The following is a 17,565-nucleotide window of genomic DNA, read 5'->3' as shown; positions in this document are numbered from 1 at the left end:
TATAAAATATGGAAGAAAAGAGGTTATAGATCAATTATGAAAGCGATCATGGTGATGTTTGATTCCCTCAACCGGCACATGCTTCCTCCTTATGGATACGAAGATGTGAAGGCTCCTAATTTCAAGAGACTGGCACAGAGGAGCGTAACATTTGACAACTGCTATGCAGGAAGTCTGCCTTGTATGCCTGCAAGAAGAGAAATTCATACAGGACGGTATAACTTTCTTCACAGAAGCTGGGGGCCTTTGGAGCCATATGATGATTCCATGCCCCAAATTCTAAAAGAAAACGGTATTTACACCCATCTGACTACGGATCACTGGCATTATTGGGAAGAGGGCGGAGACAATTATATGACCAAATACAATACATACGAAATTGTAAGAGGCCAGGAAGGCGATCCGTGGAAGGGAAGAATAGAATGGGATATTCCGGAGCATCTGGGCGGCAGGAAGGATGCCTGCGGAAGGCAGGAGTATATCAATCGTCATTATATGCGGGAGGAGGACAATCAATCCATTGTGCGGAATTTCTCCAATGGTCTGGAATTCATCCGTGATAACCATGAGGCGGATAACTGGTACCTTCAGTTGGAAAACTATGATCCTCATGAGCCGTTCTTCACACCGGAAAAATACAAAGAACCCTATGAGGATGGCTATGAAGGAGTTATGTTTGATTGGCCGGGATACCATGAAGTGGTGGAGACTCCGGAACAGGTGGAACATTGTATTAACGAGTATAAGGCGATTGTTACCATGTGCGATACCTATCTCGGTAAAGTACTGGATATGATGGACGAATATGATATGTGGAAGGATACGATGCTCATTGTCAATACGGATCACGGTTTTATGCTGAGCCAGCACAACTGGTGGGGCAAAATGATGATGCCATACTTCAGTGAACTGGCCAGGATTCCCATGTTTATCTGGGATCCGAGAACAGGGATCGCAGGCGAGAAGAGACAGGCCCTTGTTCAGACCATAGATTTGGCCCCAACGCTTCTTGAGTATTTTGGTCAGGATATACCGAAGGATATGGAGGGGAAGCCTCTTAGAGAAACCATTGAAAATGATAAAAAAGTCAGAGATTATGCTCTTTTTGGCCAGCACGGTGTTCATGTGAACATTACTGATGGCAGATATGTGTATATGAGATGCCCGCAGCCTGGCAGAGAGCAGGAGATGTATAACTATATTATAGAGCCCACCAGTTACCCTGGCTCCATTACTGCAGAAGAAATGGGAACAGCCGAATTCTATCCGGGTTTTTCATTTACCAAAGGATGTCCGATGTTCAGAATCCGCGGTGGTTATGGAATCAGAACATTGGGATTCCCTCCCAAATCTTTGATAGAATTCGGCACGCTTCTATATGATTTAGAGAAGGATCCGGATCAGCTTCAGCCTATGGAGAACCAGGAGGTGGAGGAACGCATGATAGAACATATGATACGTATGATGAAGGAAAATGACGCACCGGAGGAACAATATATAAGGCTGGGACTGGAACGCAGGAAATGGGGAAGGGAGAAATAATATGGGAACACCACATAACGGAGCAGAAAAAGGGGATATTGCAAAGACGGTTTTAATGCCTGGGGATCCCCTGCGCGCCAAATTTATTGCAGAGACATATCTGGATGATGTTGTATGCTTTAATACAGTAAGGAATATGTTCGGGTATACAGGGACTTATAAGGGAAAGCGTATATCTGTTATGGGAGGAGGAATGGGAATGCCTTCTATAGGCATCTATTCCTATGAACTGTTCAATCACTATGATGTGGATCAGATTATGCGAATCGGTTCAGCAGGAGCTATTTCCGATCGGATAAAGGTTCGCGATATTATAATCGCAATGGGTGCCTGCACCGATTCAAATTATGCATATCAGTATGGTTTAAAGGGAACATTTGCCCCTATTGGTGATTACCGGCTTCTTGAAAGAGCGGTAAAGGAGGCTGAATGTCTGGGAATCACACCTGTTGTGGGTAATGTTCTATCTTCCGACGTATTTTACAATGCTGACCCATGGGTCAATAATTCTTGGGCTAAGATGGGGGTTATGGCAGTTGAAATGGAGTCAGCAGCACTTTACATGAATGCAGCCCGTGCGGGTAAAAAGGCTTTATGCATCCTGACGGTATCTGATCATATTCTCCAGGGACTTTCCATATCACCGGAGGAACGCCAGACCGGTTTTTCCAGGATGATGGAACTGGCACTGAATACGGCCGCGGGAGTAGAGTAAAGTCAGGATCTTTTAAACCAGAATAACCGTGAAATGGCGGATTTCACACCTTGTCTATGTGTCCCATATAATATAGTATAATTAAAGAAAAGAGGGGTGTGAATATGTGCTGTTTTTTCGGAGGCTGCTGGAATAACTGCAGATGTAACTGCAGATGTAACTGTGGCTGTAACTGTAGATGTAGATGCAATTGCCGCGACTGTGAAGGTGTACGCGATGCATGTGAAGAGGAAAGAAGAAGAGCGTTCTGTGCCGGTTTCAGAGCTGGGTGTAATGATCCCCGCTGTCACTGCTGCTGGGGCAATGAAGAAGATAATTGTGAATAGAGATAGGAGAGCGGAGGTCTGAATAGGTTCAGGCCTTCGCTTTTACATAAATATCCGGCTGCAGTTTTTTGCCTGGCCAGGTGATAATGCAGGAACAATTTCGGGGGATGGGGCATATACTGAATGATATGATAAAAAATGTCAAAGGAAATTCAGAGCAATGCGCGGGGAGAAAATATGGCGGAACCGTCTTCCGTATGAAAAGCGGTATGATTATGGGGTCATCAGGCCTCGGATAAAAGGAATGTACTGTTACTACAGGGCTGCGGAATGTGAACCTAAAATTACAAGGCAGGTCAGGGCAATGGCAAGGCGGGCAGGAATGGATATGGCAGGTGAGGAAAACCGCATAAAATCCAGGGATTCCTATTTGGAAAAGATTCAAAGAAAATATGGCAGGGGCTTCCAGGTGTATGAGATAAAAGACATATTGAGATATACCTATACGGCTTCCGCAGAAGAGCTTGCAGGGAAAGCATTAACAGCAATGGAGCTTTATTGGGAATTAGGATATCAAACCATAGAAATTAAAAATTACTGGCTTGACAGGCAGAGTCCTTATAAGGGAATCAACACCACCTTACGCTCACCTGACGGCCAGATTTTTGAGTTACAGTATCATACACCGGAAAGCTTTTCAGTAAAGAATGGGAAAATGCATGAGTTATATGAAAAGCAAAGGCCGATCAAGGACTTAAGCAGCAGGGAGTACTTGGAACTGGGGAATCAGATGCTTAAGTTGTCCAATTCCATGGAGATTCCAAAAGAAATAGAACGGGTGAAGTGAATCTTATGGACAGGAAGGCACAAAAGTTTTTGGGACATGGGAATGGAAGCTTAAAAATGGGAAATGATAGTAAGAAAATTCACAAAATTTTCAAACTTTTTTGGTTGCAAACCGGGGTACGGGGTGATATACTCCTATATAGTTAATTAGCTAATTGTTAGGAGGCTAACAGAGAGGAGACTGTTTGCAAATGAGACCAATGTGCCCGTTCCGGGATAAAGGATTGAAGGGAGAGCTATCACTAACCCACAGCGTGATAGTGAGATATATGAGGATCATGAAGCTGTACCGTTATATCCTAGATGAGCGTCTGAGACAGACAGGAGTATACCGCAGCCAGCATCAGATTCTTATGATGCTTTCCGACCACTCCAATATATCCCAGAAGGAGATTGCAGAACGCCTTTATGTATCCACTGCCACCATAGCGGTATCGGTAAAGAAGCTGGAAAAAGGGGGATACATCACCAGGGCAGTTGATCAGGAAGATAACCGGATGAATAAGCTTTGCCTGACGGAAAAAGGAAAACACATGGTAGAGCACAGCCGGGAATTTTTTCACAACGCAGAAGAACGTATGTTCCGTGATTTTTCAAAGGAGGAATTGGCTGTCATGGGGCAATATCTGGACCGTATTTATGATAATTTATCACAGATTCCTTTGGAAAAGGACATGACAGAAAGAGAGGATTGATAACTTGAAACGATATTGGAAATATATCAGGCCGTATCTGGGAGCCTTTATACTGGCGCCCCTCTTAATGCTTACGGAAGTATTTGGTGAGATCATGCTTCCCAGGCTGACGTCCATGATCATCAACAACGGAGTCGCCACAAGAGATGTAGGATACATTTTACAAATGGGAGGAAAAATGGTCGCCATTGCTATTATTATGGCGTCAGGAGGAATCGGGGCATCCTATTTTTCCTCTAAGGCTTCCATTTGCTTTAGCACGGACTTGAGAAAGGATGTATTTCATAAAGTCCAGCAGTTTTCCTTTAAAAATATTGATGATTTCAGCACAGGATCTTTGGTTACCAGGCTGACCAATGATATCCAGCAGATTCAAAATGTGGTGATGCTGAGCCTGCGTCTGATGTTCCGGGCTCCTGGCCTTCTGATCGGGGGCCTTATTATGGCCTATCTCATGAACCGCCAGTTGATGGTAATACTTTTGGCGGTGATTCCATTACTGATCCTGATCATCTTTATTATTTTAAAGGCGGCTTTTCCGCGTTTTGAGGCAATGCAAAAGAAGATCGACCGCTTAAACTCCGGCGTGCAGGAGGCTTTGACCAATGTGCGCGTCATTAAATCCTTTGTCAGGGAAGATTTTGAGGAAAAGAAATTTCAGGCAACTAACCGGGATTTAAAGGAAGGCAGCCTTGAGGCCATGAAGATCGTCGTAGCCAGCATGCCTGTGATGATGCTTGCCATGAATGCCACGACCCTTGCAGTGGTGTGGTATGGAGGGAATCTCATTATCGCAGGAAAGATGCCTGTAGGTGATCTTACGGCGTTTACCACCTACATTGTCCAGATTCTTATGTCCCTGATGCTCTTATCCATGGTATTTTTGCAGGCTTCCAGAGCCATGGCTTCCTTAAGGCGTGTCAAAGAGGTTCTGGATACAGAAATCGATTTGACCGATGAAGATGCAACAGAAAAATCCGCCCAGGTCACGGAAGGAAAAGTGGAATTCCGGAATGTTTCCTTCCAGTATATAAAGGGAATGGATGCAATGGTCTTAAAGCGCATTAATTTTACGGCGGAGCCTGGAGAAACCGTTGGAATCATTGGCTCCACAGGAAGCGGAAAGACCTCTCTTGTACAGATGATTCCCCGTCTTTACGATGCGGATGAAGGACAAGTTCTGGTGGATGGCATTGACGTAAGGGATTATTCCATCAGAAACCTAAGGGAAGGCGTTGGAATGGTTTTACAGAAGAATGTCCTTTTTTCAGGAACCATTGAAGAAAATCTCCGTTGGGGAGACGAAAATGCCACTATGGAAGAAATAGCCCTTATGGCGGAAAGCGCCCAGGCCGATGGCTTTGTTTCTAACTTTGAGGCTGGATATAACACGGATTTGGGCCAGGGAGGTTCCAATGTATCCGGCGGCCAGAAGCAAAGACTTTGTATTGCCAGAGCTCTCCTAAAGAAACCGAAAATACTGATTCTGGATGACAGCACCTCTGCTGTGGACACGGCAACGGAAGCCCGTATCCGCCAGTGCTTTCAGACTACTTTAAAGAATACTACCAAATTCATCATTGCCCAGCGCATCGGGTCCGTGGAAAATGCGGATAAGATCATCGTCCTTGATGACGGACAGATCGTAGGCATGGGGGCCCATGAAGAACTGCTGGAGTCCTCCGAGGCTTATCAGGAAATTTATTATTCCCAGAGAGACCAGGAAAAGGAGGCGGGTGCATAATGGATAAGCAGAAAAGGATAGAAAGCTTAAAAAAGCGTTATGGCCGCTCTTCTAAGCCGGCAAAGAACCGGGGGCCCGCAGGCGGACATGGAGGAGGCAGGCAGATAAAGGGCGGCCTTCCAAAGAATGCCAAGGCGACCATTCGGCGTCTCATGTCATATTTAAATGAATACAAACTATTGATGGGAGCATCATTTTTCTGCGTCATTGCAGGTACGCTTGCGATGTTAGCCGCCTCTTATATGCTGCGTCCCATCATTAATCAGTACATTGCGCCGCCGTCCGGCGAAATGGGAAGCGCTATCGGCCTTGCAAAAGGCATTGGGATAATGGGTACCGTTTATCTCATCAGTGTAATTGCCAACTATATCCAATCCAGAATCATGCTGACGGTTGCGCAAAATGCCCTGCAAAAAATAAGGGATGATTTATTTGCCAAGATCCAGACTCTGCCTGTACGGTTTTATGATACCAATAACACCGGTGATCTCATGAGCCGGTTCAGCAATGATGTGGATACCATCGGCCAGATGTTAAGCAGCACCCTGGTCCAGCTTTTTACCGGAGCTTTGAGCATTATCGGTACCCTGGTACTTATGATCTATACAAATATATGGCTGACTCTGGTGACCTTGATCATGATACCTGTTATGATGAAGCTAGGCGGTTTTGTGGCGTCAAGAAGCCAGAAATTTTTCTCAGCCCAGCAAAGCTCCCTTGGTGCCGTAAACGGATATATTGAAGAGATCATCAGCGGCCAGAGGGTGGTAAAGGTGTTCTGTCATGAAGACGTGGCAGAAGAAGAATTTGAGATCCTCAATGAAGATTTAAGGAACAACATGATCCATGCACAGTTTTTCGGAGGCGTGATGATGCCGGTCATGGGAAATTTAAGCCAGTTGAATTATATCCTGACCGCATGCATCGGAGGACTTCTTTGTGTGCTCAAGGGCTTTGATGTGGGCGGATTGACCGTATTTTTGACCTTTTCCAGGCAGTTTGGCCGTCCGATCAACGAGATGTCCATGCAGGTGACCAATGTATTCTCCGCCCTTGCGGGAGCAGAACGGGTATTTGCTATTATGGATGAGAATCCGGAGCCTGCAGATGGCGAAGCTGCGGTGGAGCTGGAGCCGATGAATGGATATGTAGAATTAAAGAATGTGACCTTTGGTTATGATCCCGGCAAAGTGATTTTAAAGGATATAAGCCTTTATGCAAAGCCAGGGCAGAAGATCGCTTTTGTAGGTTCTACGGGAGCAGGCAAAACCACGATCACAAATCTTTTGAACCGTTTTTACGATATTCAGAGCGGTGAGATTACCATTGACGGAGTGGATATCCGTCATATTAAGAGGGAAAATCTGCGCCGTAATATTGCCATGGTCCTTCAGGATACCCATCTGTTTACAGGAACCGTGATGGAAAACATCCGTTACGGAAGGCTTGATGCAACGGATGAAGAGGTGATCCAGGCAGCCAAAACGGCTTCTGCTTATTCCTTTATCATGAGGCTTCCTGCCGGCTTTGACACGGTGCTGGAAGGCGACGGGGCCAACTTAAGCCAGGGGCAGAGGCAGCTTTTAAACATTGCCAGGGCCGCTATTTCAAAGGCCCCGGTTCTGATCCTTGATGAAGCGACCAGTTCCGTGGACACCAGAACGGAAAAGCATATTGAACGGGGCATGGACCGCCTTATGGCGGACCGGACCACGTTTGTGATCGCCCACCGCCTGTCTACAGTGCGCAACGCCAATGCCATCATGGTATTGGAAAACGGGGAGATCATTGAACGGGGAGACCATGAAGATCTTTTAAAACAAAAAGGCAGGTATTATCAGCTTTATACCGGGGCAGTGGAACTGGATTAAACAAAAAAACGGTCTGCATACCCATAGGAGGAGCATTGGAGAAAACGGCGATATGGCGTCAGTCATAATTTCGTTTTCACAATGCTCCTTTTTATTTATTAAAGTTTCTAATAAATAAAAAGAGAGATGGCAATATTAACCTATAGAAACAGGCAAAAGGCTTTTATAAATCATAAAAATTCAACAAAAAATTAACAAAGAATAGTGTATAAAATTAAAAACACTGTTAAAAAATGGCTGATTATCAGGAATTACAAAATGACAAGCAAAATAATTGTGCTTTTATGAAAACATTATGGGATCTGTTTTTTGAAAAATTGTTATTTAATTAACGAAATAATAGGGCTTTCAACCAGGTTATAGTACTGATAAATAAAGAGAATTGTATATAGAACACAGTATACAATATGTATTTATGCATTGTTTCGGTTTGCGAATTATGTTATACTGTTTTAGGTGGCAAAATGCTGAAATTTTGCCAGGAGAGACAAAGAATTGTAGAGAAAGAGGGTTAGTTAAATGGGTCTGGCTACATTTAAAGGCGGCATTCATCCTTATGAAGGAAAAGAACTGTCGGAAAATAAACCTGTACAAGTGCTGCAGCCAAAAGGCGAGATGGTGTTCCCCTTATCCCAGCATATCGGTGCGCCTGCGAAACCTTTAGTGGCGGCAGGAGATCAGGTGCTGGTTGGACAGAAAATCGGGGAGCCGGGAGGCTTTATTTCTGCCTGCGTAATCAGTTCTGTTTCAGGAACGGTAAAAACCATTGAACCAAGAATGGTTGCTAATGGCTCTATGGTTCCGTCGATTATCATTGAAAACGACGGGAAGTATCAGACGGTGGACGGATTCGGCAAAGAGCGTGATCCGAAGACCTTATCAAAGGAAGAGATCAGGAATCTTGTAAAAGAAGCAGGAGTTGTAGGTCTTGGCGGCGCCGGATTTCCAACTCATGTGAAGCTGACGCCAAAGGATGAATCAAAGATCGACACCATCATTGTCAACGGTGCGGAATGCGAGCCGTACTTAACTTCTGATTACCGGATGATGTTGGAAGAGCCGGAGAGCATCATAAAAGGGCTTAACATAATCCTTCAGTTGTTTGACAATGCAAAGGGCGTGATCGGCATTGAGAGCAACAAACCGGAAGCGATCAAACTCATGACAGAGTTTGTAAAGGACGAACCAAGGATTACTGTCTGTCCTTTACAAACCAAATATCCCCAGGGCGGTGAGCGTACTCTGATCTATGCCGTAACAGGAAGAAAGATTAATTCCACCATGCTTCCGGCAGATGCAGGCTGCATGGTAGACAATGTGGATACGGTGATTTCTATTTATAATGCGGTCGCAAAGGGCATTCCTCTGATCCGCCGTATCATTACGGTGACCGGTGATGCGATAGCAAATCCCCAGAATTATAATGTTCGGACCGGGACCAGCTACACCGAGCTTTTAGAGGCTTCCGGCGGCTTTAAGACGGAACCTGAAAAGGTGATTTCCGGAGGCCCTATGATGGGGCAGGCTTTGTTTAACTTTAATATTCCTGTCACAAAGACTTCCTCAGCCCTTACCTGTCTGACAATAGACGAGGTGGCATGTAATGCGCCTAGCGCCTGCATCCGCTGCGGACGATGCGTAAAGGTATGTCCGGGCAATATTGTTCCGCAGATGATTATGGATGCGGCGGAACGGTCTGACATGGAACGGTTTGTAAAATTAAATGGCATGGAATGCTGCGAATGCGGCTGCTGTGCATATATCTGCCCGGCCAGAAGACCTCTTACCCAGGCATTTAAAGAAATGCGCAGAGAAGTTGCGGCAAGCAGAAAGAAAGCGTAGGAGGAGGAAGCATGAGTAAATTGTTAAACGTATCATCATCACCTCACGTCAGGGATCAGGTTACAACACAGAATATTATGCTGGATGTTGCCATTGCCATGATTCCTGCGTCTGCGTATGGTGTATATCAGTTCGGGGTGAAAGCGGCGCTGATTTTACTGATCAGTGTATTATCCTGTGTTCTTAGTGAATATGTATTTGAATTCCTTATGGGAAAACCCATTACCGTGAGCGATGGAAGTGCCCTGGTGACAGGAATGATCCTGGGCCTTAATATGCCTCCGGCCATTCCTTTATGGATTCCGTTTCTGGGCGGTGTATTTGCCATTATCGTGGTAAAGCAGCTCTACGGCGGCGTGGGCCAGAACTTTATGAATCCGGCCCTGGCAGCAAGATGTTTCCTGCTTATTTCTTTTGCAGGTAAGATGACTGACTTTACATATAGTGACGCAGTTTCAGGGGCTACTCCCCTTGCTGCATTAAAGGCGGGAGAAGCAGTTGATATAACATCCATGTTTATCGGGAAAATTTCAGGAACCATTGGTGAGGTATCTGTGATTGCCCTGCTCTTGGGTGCAGCTTACCTTTTGTTCAGAAAAGTGATTTCCATAAAGATCCCGGCAGCTTATCTGATCACTTTTGCAGCATTCGTATTTATTTTCGGCCAGCATGATCTCATGTTCGTGCTGACTCATTTATGCGGCGGCGGTCTTATCTTCGGTGCATTCTTCATGGCTACCGATTATGTGACCAGCCCCATCACTCCAAAGGGACAGATCCTTTTCGGCGTTCTTTTAGGCGTGCTGACCGGATTATTCCGTCTTTTCGGCGGTTCTGCGGAAGGCGTTTCCTATGCCATCATCATCGGCAACATTCTGGTGCCTCTGATTGAGAAGATCTCTATTCCGGTAGCATTTGGAAAGGAGGGAAAGTAAGATGAAAAACGGCGGATATATGAAGGACGCATTGATTTTGTTTGTGATCACTCTGATTTCCGGCTTTTTGCTGGGCGGCGCTTATCAGATTACAAAGGATCCCATTGATAAAGCAACTGAGGCAGCCAATCTGGCGGCATATAAGAAGGTATTTCCGGAAGCGGCTGATTTTATATCGGATGAAAAGATGGAAGCGGCGATAGAAACCTGTAACACAGAACTGCTTTCCCAGAATTTTGGAAAAGTCGGCGTGGACAATGCTTTTCAAGCAGTAGATGGAAGCGGGAGTGTCCAGGGTTATGTGATTACCTCTCATTCCGATGACAGCTACAGCGGAGTTGTACAAATTTCCGTTGGTATCAAAGAAGATGGATCCATTAACGGCATTGAATTTCTTGCGATCAGTGATACCCCGGGTCTTGGCTTAAAGGCAAAGGAACCGGCATTTAAGGGTCAGTATGCAGGAAAAAACCAGGAATCCCTTACCGTTACTAAATCCGGCAATGCCGGTGATGGAGAGATCAATGCCATCAGCGGAGCTACCATTACATCAAGCGCAGTAACCAATGCCGTCAATGCCGCATTGTATTACGTGCACAATATTGACCGTTAGGAGGTGGGAAGATGAACAAGAAATGTATGGAACGTTTATTTAACGGTATTGTAAAAGAAAACCCGACCTTCATCCTGATGCTTGGCATGTGCCCGACTCTGGCTGTTACCACGTCGGCGGTGAACGGTGTGGGCATGGGGCTTTCCACGACCGTGGTGCTGCTGTTTTCCAATATGCTTATTTCTGCCCTTCGTAATATCATTCCGGACCGGGTGAGAATTCCGGCCTATATCGTTGTCGTTGCGACTCTGGTTACGATTGTGCAACTCCTTTTACAGGCCTATGTACCAAGCCTTTATTCTGCACTTGGAATTTACATTCCTCTTATCGTTGTAAACTGTATTATTTTAGGCCGTGCAGAATCCTATGCTTCCAAGAATGGTGTCATGGAATCTACCTTTGACGGAATCGGTATGGGACTTGGTTTTACCATCGCTCTTACCTGTATCGGACTTGTCCGTGAGTTGTTAGGTTCCGGAGCTATATTTGGATATACCTTTATTCCGGAGGATTTTCATATCTCCATTTTCGTCCTCGCTCCGGGTGCATTCTTTGTGCTGTCTGTTTTAACGGCGCTTCAGAATAAGTTTAAGGCACCATCCGCTACCAACGGTTCTGTTCCTCCGTCTAAGTTAGCCTGCGGCGGCAACTGTGCTTCCTGTACCGGTTCCTCCTGCATGTCCAATCATGAGGTCCTTCAGGCTAAAAAGAAGCAGATGGAAGAGGAAGCACTGGCAGCAAAGAAGGCACAGGCAGTCAAAAAAGAAGCGGAAGCCAAAAACGCAGCTTCCAGGAAAGATGAATAGGAGGATGGATAGATGAAAGAATTATTATTGATAGCCATTGGCTCCGCATTGGTCAACAACGTAGTGCTCAGCCAGTTCCTTGGCCTATGTCCATTCCTTGGAGTTTCCAAAAATGTGAAGACCTCTGCCGGTATGGGCGCAGCCGTTATTTTCGTAATTACCATTGCAGCATTTGCAACCAGTGTCATTTATAAGGGTATTTTAGTGGGGCTTCATCTGGAATTCCTACAGACCATTGTGTTTATCCTGGTTATTGCAGCTCTGGTGCAGTTTGTAGAAATGTTTTTAAAGAAATCCATGCCCGCTCTTTATGAGGCGCTGGGTGTGTATCTTCCTTTGATCACAACCAACTGTGCGGTTCTGGGCGTGGCCCTGACCAACGTGCAGAAGGAATATAACATTCTGGAAAGTGTTATCAACGGTGTGGGTATTTCCGTAGGCTTTACCATTGCCATTGTTATGCTGGCAGGTGTCCGCGAGAGAATCGAAAACAATGATGTTCCCTATTCCTTTAAGGGTTCTCCCATTGTCCTGATTACCTCCGGCCTGATGGCAATCGCATTTTTCGGATTTTCCGGATTAATTAAATAAGGAGGAGACGAAAGAATGGTAACAGGTATTATATTTGCGGCAGCCGTTGTGGGCATCATCGGAATTCTGATCGGTGTGTTCCTGGGAATTGCCAGCGAAAAGTTTAAAGTAGAAGTTGATGAAAAAGAGATCCTTGTCCGTAACGAGCTTCCAGGTAACAACTGCGGCGGCTGCGGATATGCAGGCTGTGATGCTCTGGCTAAGGCCATTGCATTAGGCCAGGCAGATGTTTCTGCCTGTCCGGTTGGCGGCGCAGCAGTAGCTGAAAAGATCGGTGAAATCATGGGAGTTGCGGCAGGTTCCACGGATAAGAAGGTTGCATTTGTAAAATGTAAAGGAACCTGCGATAAGACAAAGGTTCAGTACAATTATTACGGAATTGATGACTGCCGGATGGCATCGGTGGTCCCCGGCTCCGGCGAAAAGGCCTGTGTCTATGGCTGTATGGGATACGGTTCTTGCGTAAAAGCCTGTGAATTTGACGCCATCCATGTGGTTGACGGAATTGCAGTAGTGGATAAGGAGAAATGCGTAGCCTGCGGCAAATGCGTTTCTGCCTGTCCTAACAATCTGATTGACCTGGTTCCATACAAGTCAAAGCATCTGGTTCAATGCAATTCCCATGACAGGGGCAAAGATGTAAAGGCTAAATGTGAAGTTGGCTGTATTGGCTGTATGATATGTACAAAGCAGTGTGAATTTGATGCCATTCACATGGATAACAATGTTGCAATCATCGATTATGAGAAATGCACAAATTGCGGTAAATGCGCTGCAAAATGTCCTGTGAAGGTGATTCAGTAAAATAAAAAAAGGGAGTTCGATCTTTTTGGAAAGGATCGAACTCCCTTTTTTTACTATTCAGGCAGGCTCACTGTAAAAAGATTCATCGCAGCTTCCTGCGGCACCAGTCCCTGGGATTAAATTTCGAAATTAAAATACTTTATCGCATTGTTAAAGGAAATTCCCTCAATGATTTCTTTCAGGGAATCCTGGTCATCCGGATACTCTCCGTTTTCCACCCATCCGCCGACCAGCTCGCAGAGGATTCTGCGGAAGTATTCGTGTCTGGTATAGGATAAGAAGCTTCTGGAATCGGTGAGCATTCCAATAAAGTTACCAAGGCATCCTAAGTTTGCCAGGGAGATCATCTGCTCGGTCATGCCGGTCTTGTGATCGTTGAACCACCATGCGGAGCCCTGCTGGATCTTTCCGGGGAATTTACTCTGGAAACAGCCAAGGATGGTGCCGATGGAGGCATTGTCATTGGGATTTAAGGAGTAGATGATGGTTTTTGGAACCTCATCGGTTGCGCTCAATGCGTTTAAGAAATCAGCCATCTGGGCGGAAGGAGCGTAGTTGTTGATGCAGTCGAAACCAGTGTCAGGTCCCAGTTTTTCAAACGCCATGGCATTGTTGTCACGCTTGCATCCGTAATGAAGCTGCATCACCCATCCCATGCGGTTGTATTCCTTTGCAGCGAACAGCATGAAGGCGGTCTTGTATTTCAACTCATCCTCTTTTGAGATCGTCTTTCCTGAAAGCCCGTTTGCAAAGATCGTATCAAGCTCTGCCTCATCAGCAGGAACATACATAACATATTCAAGGGCATGGTCGGATACACCGCAGCCCTGGCTTGCGAAAAATTCCATGCGGTTTTTTAAAGCGGTCTTTAAGGAAGCGAAATCCTTGATTTCCACGCCGCTGACAGCAGATAACTTTGCCATATAGGCTGCAAAATCCGGTTTTTCGATGTTCATGGCCTTGTCAGGTCTCCAGGCAGGAAGCACCTTTACTTCAAAGGCTGAATCAGCGGCAATTTTCTGATGCCACTCCAGGGTATCTGCAGGATCGTCGGTGGTGCAGATCAGCTTGACACCTGACTGTCTGATTAAGCTGCGGACGCTCATGGAATCTTCCTGAAGCTTTTTATTGCACAGATTCCATACCTCTTCCGCTGTATTGCCGTTTAAATGGCCGGTATAGCCGAAATATCTCTGAAGCTCTAAATGACTCCAGTGGTAGAGTGGATTGCCGATCAGTTTTGGCAGGATTTCTGCCCATTTCTGGAATTTCTCACGGTCGGAAGCATCCCCTGTAATATATCTTTCATCCACGCCGCAGGAACGCATCTGACGCCATTTGTAATGATCGCCGCCTAACCATACCTGGGTAATGGTATCAAACTTGCGGTCTTCATAGATTTCCTGAGGGTTGATATGGCAGTGATAGTCTACGATAGGCATGTTTTCTGCATAGGTGTGATAAAGCTTTTTCGCCGAATCGGTAGACAGTAAAAAATCCTTGTCCATAAACTGTTTCATGTTAGAGAATCCTCCTTGAATATGTGTAATTAAAAATTAGTGGTACCTCGTTTTATCAGCTCCGGAGTGATGGTGGTCTTTACGGGCACGTTTCCCACCTCAAGCACCTTCATCAGGGTGTTTACGGTGGTGGTACAAAGGGCTTCCACCTTATTGTCCACGGAAGTAATTTCCGGAGTCGTGCACCTGGACAGGATGGAATTGTTGTATCCGATGATGCTCAAATCCTGAGGAATCTTAAGTCCCGCCTTGTCTGCATATTTAACAGCTCCAACAGCCAGAATATCCTCGGAAGCCAGAACAGCATCAAAATGGACACCGGAACGGGAAACCATGTTAAGGCGTTCCGTGGCAGCTTCTAAGTCCTTATTGCAGAGCACCATAAGTTCGTCCCGGATCATAAAACCGGCATCTCTTACGGCATCCCGGTAGCCGGAAAGCTTGTGAAAATTGCTGAAGGAATTTCCGGAATAAAGATAGAGCACCGAAGAACGGCCGGAACGGTAAAGCCGTAAGGTGGCATCGTAGACTGCGGCGTGGTCATCGCAGACCGTGCTGTAGATCTGTTCCCCCTCAAGCTGACCGTTGACCAGCATAATGGGAAGATCCTTTGCTGCCTCCAGAAGATAGGCATTATCCTTTGGCTTTGTTTCTATATAATGGGAACCGGTCAGGATGATGGCATCCACCCGTTTGGAACGCAAAAGTTCCAGATATTTCTTCTTGGTTTCAGGAAGATAGCCGGTGCAGCAGAGAAGAGAATCATAACCATTGCCCCTTAATTCCTTTTCCAGATAGTAGATGGCCTCTGCAAGCCATGGGTCAGAAGAATCGGCACACATGATTCCGATGGTCTTCATGGTATTCAGCCCCAGGCTTCTGGCGAATACATTGGGGGTATACCCCAGTTCCTCCATGACGTCGAGAACCCGCTTTCTGGTTTTTTCGCTGACATTGGGATTTCCGTTGATGACGCGGGAAACAGTGGCAATCGATACGTGAGCATGTTCGGAAACATCATAGATATTCAAAAGCATCACCTCCGTAATTGTAAGTATTTACATACCCAGTTCATTATACATACTTATGATGAGTATTACAATCCCTGATTTATTGTTTTAGCAAAATATCCAATAAAATCCCCATCATTTTGTAAATACTTACAAATGTTTCGTATATACGAAAATAACCTTGCTTTTTTCCGGTTTTTCGGAGTATACTAGGACATAGAAATGGAGGCCAAGCCATGAAACTGAACAGAACGACTCAAAGAACTGTAGAAATATTAAAACTGATATCCAGAACACCGGAAGGAGCCACTCTGGATGATCTCTGTGAAAAGCTGAACCTTCCCAAGACCAGCGCCTACGATATTGTAACAACCCTTGCTGAGATGGGCATGGTAAATGTGGCCAGGGGACAAAAGCAAAATTATACCATAGGCCTGATGGCCTACCGCATCGGCATTAACTATACCAATAATCTGGATTTTATCGGGATCATAGAGCCGGTACTCAAGGCATTTTCAAAGGAAGTGGGAAAAACAGTCTTCTTTGGAATTCCGTCGGATCATCATGTGGTATACATATGTAAGTTCGAACCGGAAAACCCTATTATCACCACAGCAACCGTTGGTTCCAAAAATCCCATGTACTGTACCTCCCTTGGAAAGGTGATTCTTGCCTACAGCGATGATGAGACCAGAGAGCAGATGATCAGCCGGCTGAAATTCACCCAGTACACTGAGAGGACCATAAGGAACAAGGGGCAGCTTCTTGAAGAACTGAAAAAGGTCCGGGAGAGAGGCTATGCTTTCGATGCCAGGGAGATGGAGGAGCATATGCAGTGTGTGGGAGCCCCGGTTTTTGACCGGGATGGCAATGTGCTTGGAGCCATCAGCGTGTCCAGTCTTTATAAGCCTTCTAATGATTATGAGGCCTTGGGAAAGCTGGTTTCTGAAAAGAGCATGGAGGTTTCCCGTTTGTTAGGCTTTCTTGGAAAAATATAAGGAATACCTGTTGACAAAATGGCTGGAAACGATTAATATTTCAAGTATAGGAATCGTAAATATGAAATTAATTCGTATATACGAAAATGAAGAAGGAGAGTTGAAGGATGATGAAAAAAGAACAGGTTTTATCTAAGATGAAAAAAGACTGTCTGGTAGCTGTTGTTCGTGCAAAGGACTTTGAACAGGGCGAAAAGGTAGTTGACGCCATCATTGCAGGCGGCATCAATTTTATTGAAATCACAATGACCATGGATGAAGGAAATCCAATTGAATTCATCGCAAAAATGTCTGAAAAATATAGAAAAAATGAAGATGTTGTTATTGGAGCAGGTACTGTTCTTGATCCGGAAACAGCGAGAGCAGCAATCCTTGCAGGCGCTAATTACGTAGTAAGCCCAGGCTTAAATGTTGAGACCATCAAGCTTTGCAACCGTTACAGAGTGCCTATGCTTCCAGGCGTTATGACACCTACCGAAGCGATCACCGCATTGGAGTGCGGCTGTGACGTCATCAAGATCTTTCCAGGCAACATCATGGGACCGGAAGCGATCAGCTCATTTAAAGGACCCCTTCCCCAGGGTGATTTCATGCCATCCGGCGGTGTTGACGTTGACAACGTTGATAAGTGGATCAAGGCAGGAGCCTATGCCGTTGGTACCGGAAGCAGCTTAACAAAGGGTGCTAAGACAGGTGATTTTGCAGCAGTAACAGCTAAGGCAAAAGAATTCGTTGAGGCAGTGGCAGCAGCAAGGTAAATGACGGAG

17 protein-coding genes are annotated in these 17,565 nt (G+C 45.5%); 15 read left to right on the top strand and 2 right to left on the bottom strand.

Annotated features, from left to right (window positions below; genetic code table 11):
• Nucleotides 1-36 precede the first annotated feature (36 nt).
• From ABFV83_RS08975 to ABFV83_RS08915, 13 genes are all read left to right on the top strand, one after another.
• Nucleotides 37-1,542 (top strand): sulfatase, encoded by a 1,506-nt coding sequence (locus ABFV83_RS08975; protein ID WP_349948535.1) that lies wholly within the window; start codon nt 37-39, stop codon nt 1,540-1,542.
• Nucleotide 1,543: 1 nt separating this feature from the next.
• Nucleotides 1,544-2,257 carry a purine-nucleoside phosphorylase gene (gene deoD / locus ABFV83_RS08970; RefSeq protein WP_349948534.1) on the top strand — a complete coding sequence of 238 codons (714 nt, stop codon included), beginning with the start codon at nt 1,544-1,546 and terminating at the stop codon, nt 2,255-2,257.
• A 162-nt stretch (nt 2,258-2,419) separates the two neighbouring features.
• A complete protein-coding gene (locus tag ABFV83_RS08965; protein ID WP_349948533.1) occupies nt 2,420-2,605 on the top strand; it encodes a hypothetical protein in 186 nt (61 codons plus the stop codon).
• A 138-nt stretch (nt 2,606-2,743) separates the two neighbouring features.
• Nucleotides 2,744-3,370, top strand: coding sequence for a hypothetical protein (locus ABFV83_RS08960; protein ID WP_349948532.1), 627 nt, complete (start codon nt 2,744-2,746; stop codon nt 3,368-3,370).
• A 190-nt stretch (nt 3,371-3,560) separates the two neighbouring features.
• Nucleotides 3,561-4,064: a MarR family transcriptional regulator gene (locus tag ABFV83_RS08955; RefSeq protein WP_349948531.1), complete on the top strand. Its 504-nt coding sequence runs from the start codon at nt 3,561-3,563 to the stop codon at nt 4,062-4,064.
• A gap of 4 nt (nt 4,065-4,068) precedes the next feature.
• Nucleotides 4,069-5,808 carry an ABC transporter ATP-binding protein gene (locus ABFV83_RS08950; RefSeq protein WP_349948530.1) on the top strand — a complete coding sequence of 580 codons (1,740 nt, stop codon included), beginning with the start codon at nt 4,069-4,071 and terminating at the stop codon, nt 5,806-5,808.
• Entirely contained in the window at nt 5,808-7,679 is a 1,872-nt protein-coding gene (locus ABFV83_RS08945) for an ABC transporter ATP-binding protein (protein WP_349948529.1), read from the top strand. The genes ABFV83_RS08950 and ABFV83_RS08945 overlap by 1 nt, the downstream gene beginning before the upstream one ends.
• A gap of 519 nt (nt 7,680-8,198) precedes the next feature.
• Nucleotides 8,199-9,521: an electron transport complex subunit RsxC gene (gene rsxC, locus ABFV83_RS08940; RefSeq protein WP_349948528.1), complete on the top strand. Its 1,323-nt coding sequence runs from the start codon at nt 8,199-8,201 to the stop codon at nt 9,519-9,521.
• A gap of 11 nt (nt 9,522-9,532) precedes the next feature.
• Nucleotides 9,533-10,456, top strand: a complete 924-nt coding sequence (locus tag ABFV83_RS08935) for an RnfABCDGE type electron transport complex subunit D (RefSeq protein ID WP_349948527.1) — start codon at nt 9,533-9,535, stop codon at nt 10,454-10,456.
• A 1-nt stretch (nt 10,457) separates the two neighbouring features.
• Nucleotides 10,458-11,069, top strand: coding sequence for an RnfABCDGE type electron transport complex subunit G (locus ABFV83_RS08930; RefSeq protein WP_349948526.1), 612 nt, complete (start codon nt 10,458-10,460; stop codon nt 11,067-11,069).
• An 11-nt stretch (nt 11,070-11,080) separates the two neighbouring features.
• A complete protein-coding gene (locus ABFV83_RS08925; protein WP_349948525.1) occupies nt 11,081-11,875 on the top strand; it encodes an electron transport complex subunit E in 795 nt (264 codons plus the stop codon).
• Between the two features lie 12 nt (nt 11,876-11,887).
• Complete coding sequence (gene rsxA / locus ABFV83_RS08920; protein ID WP_313583106.1) at nt 11,888-12,466, top strand: electron transport complex subunit RsxA; 579 nt, start codon at nt 11,888-11,890, stop codon at nt 12,464-12,466.
• 15 nt (nt 12,467-12,481) lie between these two features.
• Nucleotides 12,482-13,270, top strand: coding sequence for an RnfABCDGE type electron transport complex subunit B (locus ABFV83_RS08915; protein WP_349948524.1), 789 nt, complete (start codon nt 12,482-12,484; stop codon nt 13,268-13,270).
• A 116-nt stretch (nt 13,271-13,386) separates the two neighbouring features.
• Here ABFV83_RS08915 and uxaC read toward each other — a convergent pair whose 3' ends face one another.
• Both uxaC and ABFV83_RS08905 read right to left on the bottom strand, forming a co-directional pair.
• Entirely contained in the window at nt 13,387-14,790 is a 1,404-nt protein-coding gene (uxaC, locus tag ABFV83_RS08910; protein ID WP_349948523.1) for a glucuronate isomerase, read from the bottom strand.
• 29 nt (nt 14,791-14,819) lie between these two features.
• Nucleotides 14,820-15,821: a LacI family DNA-binding transcriptional regulator gene (locus ABFV83_RS08905; RefSeq protein ID WP_349948522.1), complete on the bottom strand. Its 1,002-nt coding sequence runs from the start codon at nt 15,819-15,821 to the stop codon at nt 14,820-14,822.
• 215 nt (nt 15,822-16,036) lie between these two features.
• Here ABFV83_RS08905 and ABFV83_RS08900 point away from each other — a divergent pair, with 215 nt between their 5' ends.
• Nucleotides 16,037-16,798, top strand: a complete 762-nt coding sequence (locus ABFV83_RS08900) for an IclR family transcriptional regulator (RefSeq protein WP_349948521.1) — start codon at nt 16,037-16,039, stop codon at nt 16,796-16,798.
• A gap of 110 nt (nt 16,799-16,908) precedes the next feature.
• Nucleotides 16,909-17,556: a bifunctional 2-keto-4-hydroxyglutarate aldolase/2-keto-3-deoxy-6-phosphogluconate aldolase gene (locus ABFV83_RS08895; protein WP_054741795.1), complete on the top strand. Its 648-nt coding sequence runs from the start codon at nt 16,909-16,911 to the stop codon at nt 17,554-17,556.
• Nucleotides 17,557-17,565: the final 9 nt, after the last annotated feature.

The organism is Lacrimispora sp. BS-2, from assembly GCF_040207125.1.
Lineage (GTDB): Bacteria > Bacillota > Clostridia > Lachnospirales > Lachnospiraceae > Lacrimispora.
This window is presented reverse-complemented; position numbering and strand designations above follow the sequence as displayed.